Source organism: Xanthovirga aplysinae, from assembly GCF_009711365.1.
GTDB lineage: Bacteria > Bacteroidota > Bacteroidia > Cytophagales > Cyclobacteriaceae > Xanthovirga > Xanthovirga aplysinae.
Window position 1 is genome coordinate 1 of the sequence record NZ_SMMB01001070.1, and the last position, 7,414, is coordinate 7,414.

4 protein-coding genes are annotated in these 7,414 nt (G+C 36.6%); 2 read left to right on the plus strand and 2 right to left on the minus strand.

Annotated features, from left to right (window positions below; translation table 11 throughout):
• The first annotated feature begins 148 nt into the window (after nucleotides 1-148).
• Together E1171_RS11970 and ggt are read left to right on the plus strand one after the other, a co-directional pair.
• Nucleotides 149-2,566: a S9 family peptidase gene (locus tag E1171_RS11970; protein ID WP_246164305.1), complete on the plus strand. Its 2,418-nt coding sequence runs from the start codon at nucleotides 149-151 to the stop codon at nucleotides 2,564-2,566.
• A 121-nt stretch (nucleotides 2,567-2,687) separates the two neighbouring features.
• Entirely contained in the window at nucleotides 2,688-4,397 is a 1,710-nt protein-coding gene (ggt, locus tag E1171_RS11975) for a gamma-glutamyltransferase (RefSeq protein ID WP_155206241.1), read from the plus strand.
• Between the two features lie 54 nt (nucleotides 4,398-4,451).
• Here ggt and E1171_RS11980 read toward each other — a convergent pair whose 3' ends face one another.
• A complete protein-coding gene (locus tag E1171_RS11980; protein WP_155206242.1) occupies nucleotides 4,452-6,167 on the minus strand; it encodes an OmpA family protein in 1,716 nt (571 codons plus the stop codon).
• A gap of 194 nt (nucleotides 6,168-6,361) precedes the next feature.
• Nucleotides 6,362-7,168 (minus strand): hypothetical protein, encoded by an 807-nt coding sequence (locus tag E1171_RS11985; protein WP_155206243.1) that lies wholly within the window; start codon nucleotides 7,166-7,168, stop codon nucleotides 6,362-6,364.
• Nucleotides 7,169-7,414 lie beyond the last annotated feature (246 nt).

The following is a 7,414-nucleotide window of genomic DNA, read 5'->3' on the forward strand; positions in this document are numbered from 1 at the left end:
AAACATTAAGCACTATAATAACTTAATAATCTATACTTCGGAAAAAATCACTTCCAAAATATCCTTTAACAGCACCGTTAAAAATTCATTTAAAAAAAAACACTATATTGAGCATATTTTTACATTTTTTTAATCATTCCAATTACCAATGTTCAAAAATAGTTTTCGCTTGTTCGCAGCTGCATTTTTTATAAGCAGTTTTGTTCATGCCCAAAAGAATGAATCACCCTTGCAATTAAAAGACATTATGAAGGGTGAAAAATTTATAGGCTATTCGCCTAAAAATATAAGATGGGCAACAGACAGTCAAAAGGTCTTTTTCGACTGGAATCCTGACCAGAACCCTGGAGACTCTCTTTACTCTATTTCACCCAATTCTGAACAACTTCAAAAAGTAAAGCCAGAAGAAAGACGAAAGCTACCCTCTTTTTCGGGAGTGTTCAATCAAGGCAAAACACAAAGAGTTTATGTAAAAAATGGAGATCTTTTTTTACAAAACATGGAAGATGGTAGTGTTCACCAACTAACAAACACTTTGGCTCAAGCTTCCTTCCCTTCATTTTCTGGAGACAATAAAAAAATCATATTTACAATGAAGGGAAATCTTTTCAGCCTGGAAAAAAGCTCAGGACTGATCAGCCAATTGACAGATTTTAGAAGCGGAAAGGAACACAAAACGGCTGGGAAAATTACCAATAAGCATGATAAATGGCTTTATGATGATCAACTTGAAAATTTTGAAATTCTCAATGAAAGACATCAAAATAAAGAATTAGCAAAAAAACAGAATAAAAGAGATCATGCCAAAAGGCCTAAAAAAATATTTATCGGTAATAAAAGGGTAAGTCAAATTCAATTAAGCCCGGATGAAAAATTTATTACCTATCGCTTAACTCAAAAAAATCCGGAAACAAAAAATACTATTGTCCCTGATTATGTAACTGAAACAGGTTATACAAAAGATTTAAATGTCCGAACAAAGGTAGGTAATGAAGGTGCTTTCTACGAAACAGCTATTTATAATATTGAGAAGGACACGACTTATTTGATTCAAACTGCAAAAATCCCAGGAATCAGAGATATTCCAAAATATCTTTGGAGCGACAATCAAGGAAACGGACCGAAATCAAAGAAAGAATCTAAAAGAGTTCCCCAGGCCGAAAAAGACAGAAATGTAGTAATTCATGGTCCTTTCTGGTCTGAGAATGGGAATACTGCAGTGATCATTGTACGAGCTTTGGACAACAAAGACCGGTGGATTATGAAATTGGACCCAAATACAGGAGAACCTTCTCTATTAGACAGGCAGCATGACGATGCTTGGATTGCAGGACCAGGCATTAGCTGGAGCTTCTCTGCTGGCTCTGTTGGTTGGATGCCTGACAATATAAATTTTTGGTTTCAATCCGAGGAAAGTGGATATTCTCATCTCTACACTGTAAATGTCCACTCCGGTAAAAAGACCACTCTTACAAAAGGAGAGTTTGAGATTTATAATCCATTTATTTCCAAAGACAAAAAATTCTGGTATTTCGAAGCCAATAAATCAGATCCTGAAATTCGCCATTTTTACAAAATGCCTTTAAATGGAGGCAAAATAACTCAATTGACCTCCATGAATGGAGGAAATGAAGTGGCTTTATCTCCGGATGAAAAGTGGTTAGCGATTCGCCATTCAACTGCTAATCAACCTTGGGAGCTTTACATTCAGGAGAATAAAACCGGAGCAAAAGCTAGGAAAATCACTTCATCACAAACCGAAGATTTTAAAGCATACACTTGGAGAAAACCTGAATTTGTTACTTTCGAGGCAAGAGATGGAGCTCAAGTTCATGCTAGGCTTTATAAACCAGAATCAGCCGAAAATAACGGACCGGCTATAATATTTGTTCATGGGGCAGGATATCTTCAAAATGCCCATCAATGGTGGAGCAGCTACTTCAGAGAGTATATGTTCCACAATTTATTGGTTGATAATGGCTATACCGTTTTGGATATAGACTACAGAGGCAGTGCGGGTTACGGCCGAGATTGGAGAACAGGAATTTACCGACATATGGGTGGAAATGATCTAAACGATCAGGTCGATGGAGCAAAGTGGTTAGTAGAAACTCAAAATATTGACCCTAACCGATTGGGAATTTATGGAGGTTCCTATGGTGGGTTTATTACTTTAATGGCCATGTTTACAGAACCAGGAGTATTTCAGGCTGGAGCTGCTTTAAGATCGGTAACGGATTGGGCCCATTACAATCACCCTTATACTTCGAACATCTTAAATACTCCTATCACTGATAGCTTAGCCTATCGTAAAAGCTCTCCTATCTATTTTGCTGATGGCTTATCAGGAGCATTATTAATTGCACATGGAATGGTAGATACCAATGTTCATTTTCAAGATGTTGTACGTCTTTCCCAAAGATTAATTGAATTGGGCAAAGAAAACTGGGAATTGGCGGTTTACCCTATGGAAAATCATGGGTTTAAAGAGGCATCTAGTTGGACAGACGAATACAGAAGGATATTTAAATTATTCGAAGAAAATCTCAAGAAAAATAATCTCTGATTTTTTTTAGTGCAGGAAAGAAATGATTCCTGCACCTTTTTTATTTTTTAAACCCCATCTAAAATAACCAAGGAGACCAAAGTGAAAAATCTTTTCTCAACCATTTTCTAAACTTTTTACTATGAAAAAGATCTCATCCTACCTTCTGATTTGCTTTACACTAGTTGCTTGTCAAGCAAAAAAGAAAAATCAGCCCCAGCAAGAAAAGAGTACAATAGGAGTAATTAGCAGCAATGGAAGTGTAGTTACGGCCCATCCCTTAGCTTCCCAAATCGGAGTTGATATATTAAAATCCGGTGGAAATGCTTTTGACGCAGCCGTAGCGGTCCAATTTGCACTTGCTGTTTCATATCCAAGAGCCGGAAATATTGGCGGTGGAGGTTTTGCTGTATTCCGAAATAGTAATGGGGATACCGGGAGTCTCGATTTCCGGGAAAAAGCCCCTCTGGCAGCCACAAAAGACATGTACCTTGACAAAGATGGTGAAGTTATAAAAGGATTAAGTCTCAAAGGTTCTCTAGCTGTAGGTGTACCAGGGAGTGTAGATGGAATGGTTGAATTACACCAGAAATACGGAAACTTACCTTGGGAAGAGCTTGTACAACCCGCAGTAAATCTGGCGGAAAATGGAGTGATTTTAACGAAATTTGAGGCCGACAAACTAAACACCTTTCAAGAAAACTTTAAAGAAGTTAATAATACTTCCATCTATCTCAACAACGAAAAGGGTTGGATTAAAGGAGATACTTTATATCATCAAAATCTGGCGAGCACCTTAAAACGTATTCGAGATAAGGGACGAGCTGGTTTTTATTCCGGTGCCACAGCTCAACTATTGTTAAAAACTCTTAAAAAACATGATGGAATTATTACCCAAGGAGACTTGGATCATTACCATTCCGTTTGGCGAGAAGCTATTGAGGTTCCCTATAAAAATTACAAAATCATTTCAATGCCCCCACCTTCCAGCGGAGGAATTGCATTAGCACAATTAATGGAAGGATCTGAAAATTACGATCTCAAAAATTCGGGCTATAATACAGCTGAGACCATTCATATTATGACAGAATTGGAGCGTCGGGTTTACGCAGACCGTGCAACCTTTCTGGGTGACCCTGATTATGTGGAAATTCCTCAGGAAATGCTATTAAGTAAAGATTATCTACGCAACAGAAATAGTTCCATATTACCAGGTAAGGCGACCCCATCCGCTGAAATAAAAGAAGGAAAGGTAGATATTATTGAAAGTACAGAAACCACTCATTTTTCAATAGTAGACAAAAAAGGAAATGCTGTTTCTATCACCACTACCCTAAATGGGAATTATGGTAGTAAATTATTGGTGGAAGGTGCCGGATTTTTACTAAATAATGAAATGGATGATTTCAGTATAAAACCTGGACATCCAAATCAATTTGGCTTGGTAGGAAATGAGGCAAATGCAATTGAAGCTGAAAAAAGAATGCTTAGTTCAATGACTCCTACGATTGTTGAAAAAGATCATCAATTATTTATGGTAGTTGGTACACCGGGAGGTTCTACCATAATTACTTCTGTTTATCAGACTATCCTAAACGTAATTGAACATGGAATGACCATGCAAGAGGCTGTAAATGCCAAGAAATTCCATCACCAATGGCTCCCGGATCAAGTTTTGATAGAAAAAGGTGCTATTGATAATGGAACTCGAAATAAACTCAAGGAAATGGGATACACCTTAAAAGATGTAAAGAGTTTAGGAAAAATGGAAGCGATTCTTATCCTTCCTGATGGCACAATGGAAGGAGCAGCTGATTATACAAGAGGAGATGACACGGCCTTTGGCTATTAACAAAAAGGAGGATCGATAGTCATTTACCTTATCAATCCTCCTCATTTCTTTCTTTTACTTTTTAATCACTTTAAACTCAACCCGACGATTCTTCTCCCTACTTTCCTCATTCAAATTACTGCCTAAAGGGCGAGAGCTTCCATATCCTTTTCCCTTAATCCGCTTTACCTTAATTCCACGTGCCACTAGATAAGCTTTCACCACGTCTGCCCTTTTTTGAGAAAGTTCGAAATTTGCTTTAGCGCTACCCTGGTTATCAGTATGTCCAGAAAGTTCGATACTAATTTCCGGATTGTCTTTTAAAACCTCCACCACCTGATCAAGTTGAGGAAAAGAACTATCCAGTAATTCAGCCTTACCCCTTTTAAATAAGACATTTTCTAATTGAAAAGTGGCACCTATTTCCAAAGGAAGTAAATGATATATTTCTCTAATTGTGGTATCATTTTCTATCCTCCACTGGTTAACCTGCTTTTCAAATGTCATATATCCATTCGCTTTAACAGTCACCAAATATTGTTGACTCAACGGCAAAACTGTATTAAAACTCCCCTCTACGGCAATGCTTTGGGAGGAGGGGCCATTTTTACCAACCATGTCATAGGTTACCATTACAGCTGGAACTTCTTTCCCGGATTTAGCGTCCAAAACCTTTCCTTCAATAGTGATAACCGGTTTCTCCTTAACTTCCTCAGATAATTCAACTTCAATATTTTTCTCAGAATCTTGAAGTGCATTGTCAAGAGGGTTATCATCAATGATACCTTCATCAATTATTCCTGAGGCAGTTACGGAGCTTGGATCGACAGGTTCAATATTCATAGCTTCAGCTTCAAAAACAGATAAATTTTCAGCCTCACCATTGGCAAGAGATCTTTCCACATCTCTTATCCGGATTCTTTTTAAATCTCCTAAACCTTGGCTTGTCTGAGTGGAAATATAATAGGCAAAATCCCCTCCAATCGGAAGTAAGTAAGAAAGCTCAATGCCACTACTGTTCACATTAGGACCCAAATTCTGAGGCTCTGACCAATTTATCCAACTATCGTCAAGTCGTTTACTCCAATAAAGATCCCTTCCTCCCATTCCATTTCTACCATTGCTGGAAAAATATAAAGTCTTATTATCTGCTGCCAGGAAAGGCGTCATTTCTTGAAAAGCAGTATTTATTATATAGCCAAGATTTCGCGGAGCGGACCAACTTCCATCAGTTTGTTTAAAACTCACATATAGATCCTCATTTCCATAACTTCCATAAGAATCGATAGACATCAACAAAATTCTACCATCAGCCGATAAGCTCATACTTTGATTGTCAGATCGGTTTAAAAACCCACGAATTATCACCCTTTCAGGTTTAGACCCTTTTAACCCATTGCGCCTAGAAATAAAAACGGCAGGATCGCTTTGATCACGATTAATTTCTGTATTGAAATTTTGATACAGGAGCTCACCATTCCCAGTACTTCCAATCACAGCATCCTGAAATTGGGTATTAAAAGGCTTTTGCAATAATTGCGGCGTTGACCATTGTCCATTTTCCTCCATCCTGGAAAACCAAATTTCCCCATCATTATTATTACCAGTCATATTCATGGCACGAGTTGCCCTGCTAAAAAACAAAGCCTTTCCATCAGCAGATAAAACTGGAAAACCTTCATCAAAAGAAGAATTTATCACACTTTCTGGGCCTTCCACATCATTAATTTGAGCATGTAAATCACTCAATCCACTCAAAATAAAAATCAACAGCAATTTCCAGGTTTTCATTAGAACTTTATTGTATAAGGTTGAAAATAAAATTTGATCCCTCTATGTGACAAGCCTGTCAGCAATTATTAAAATAATTCGTCGAATTCAAACTTACTATTACGATTAAATAAATTTTTCCTCTTGAAAAAATTTATTTAGTCATCAAGAAAAAAGATTTACAAAAAGAAGGTAAATTTTCACAAAATCAAAGATTACAATTTTAAAAATGAATACCCTGCCAATGCCTCAAATAAAAGATAAAGAATAAATAAAAAATAGATTAATGTAATGGATAACAACCAAATTAAAGGAAAGTGAATTCTCCAAGACTCTTTCATTTGATGCAATATCCAGGAAAAAAATGGGATAATTTGTAAACCATGAATCCCTACAAGGTGAGAAACTCTCAGATCTCCCCCATTTTCATTCCAATTCAAAAATGGGATTCCCCCTCCTAAGGATTCTAAACCAATGCTATGAGAATTCAATTTAATCATCAGCCCACCAAGAGCGCAAGAAACTAAAAAAACCAAAAGGCCCAATCGAATCCCCCACAAATAAGTCATTGGCAATTTGACCCCTTTCCCCATAAAGCAAAGAAAAACTATTAAAACCAGGAAACCTATCACCACATTTAGAATAGTAATCATTTGAAAAATAAAAGTATCCAAAAAAGTAAAGGAATTGAAATGTGAAGAAATGCCCCTTCCGGCCTGAAATACGATTAAGTTATATTCCAAAAAAACTACTACTCCTAATAAAAAGCTAAACAGTTTTATTAATCTGTAAGAGATAGGCAAATAGATAAGATACCATCCCATACTAATTAAAAATATAGCAAAGGAAACCGCAAATCTTGAGGGCTTTAACCAGGCGTTATATCCTCCAACCAAACGATTATCTATCACCGTCATCAATAAATTCCAAATAAACAGTATCAAAAAGAACAATCCCATATTGAAAAGAAAGGAGTTCCTTTCCTTCAACTCTTTTAAAAAACCTAAAAAGGAAAAATTCATAGATGGGAAATTGAAGAGGTAAATAACACTTTGATATCAGGAAAGATCGATGATACGAAAAGAATGACTTCAGGATTAAATTTTGAAAATTTCCTTTTATCGACTATAACAACTAACTGGAATATCCACTTTCTCACAAAACATCGCCAATTAGTAAATGAAGAAGTACAATATGGGGTTGACATTTGACTGAGGTTTGATTTTAAACAATATATCTAACCCCACCTTAAGAAGATAGGAAAAAAA